The organism is Vibrio splendidus 12E03 (genome assembly GCF_000272105.2).
Taxonomy (GTDB): Bacteria; Pseudomonadota; Gammaproteobacteria; order Enterobacterales; family Vibrionaceae; genus Vibrio; species Vibrio splendidus_I.
The window spans coordinates 1-308 of sequence record NZ_AJZD02000187.1 but is presented as its reverse complement, the minus strand read 5'-3'; the positions used below and the strand labels follow the sequence as shown (position 1 = coordinate 308).

Annotated in this window: 1 pseudogene; it reads left to right on the top strand. The window is 51.9% G+C overall.

The features are described from left to right. Positions 1-308: pseudogene (locus A142_RS13160) on the top strand (hypothetical protein); the annotation flags it as partial.

The window sequence follows — 308 nt, the reverse complement described above, 5'->3', positions numbered from 1 at the left end:
CAAAATAACGCCATCGTAGAGGCGCGTTATGGGCGTCTTCCTAACGAATCAGAGTATGAGCAACTGTCACGCCAAGCGACGGGAGGCTACTCGGATGCACAGCAACGCCAATACTTACAGGCGGGGGAGGCGCATCGGCAAGGCGCCAATATTGAGTATTACCAATCCAGGCAATCCGCCCTTTCCCAAGACCAAGCGCAGTTAGACCAATTGCGCTTGAGTTTGGGCAATGAGAGTGAGCTGGCGACCTTACAAACCTTGGTGGAGCAAAATCAGGTCATTATCGACCAACTCAGTTTACGCAATGA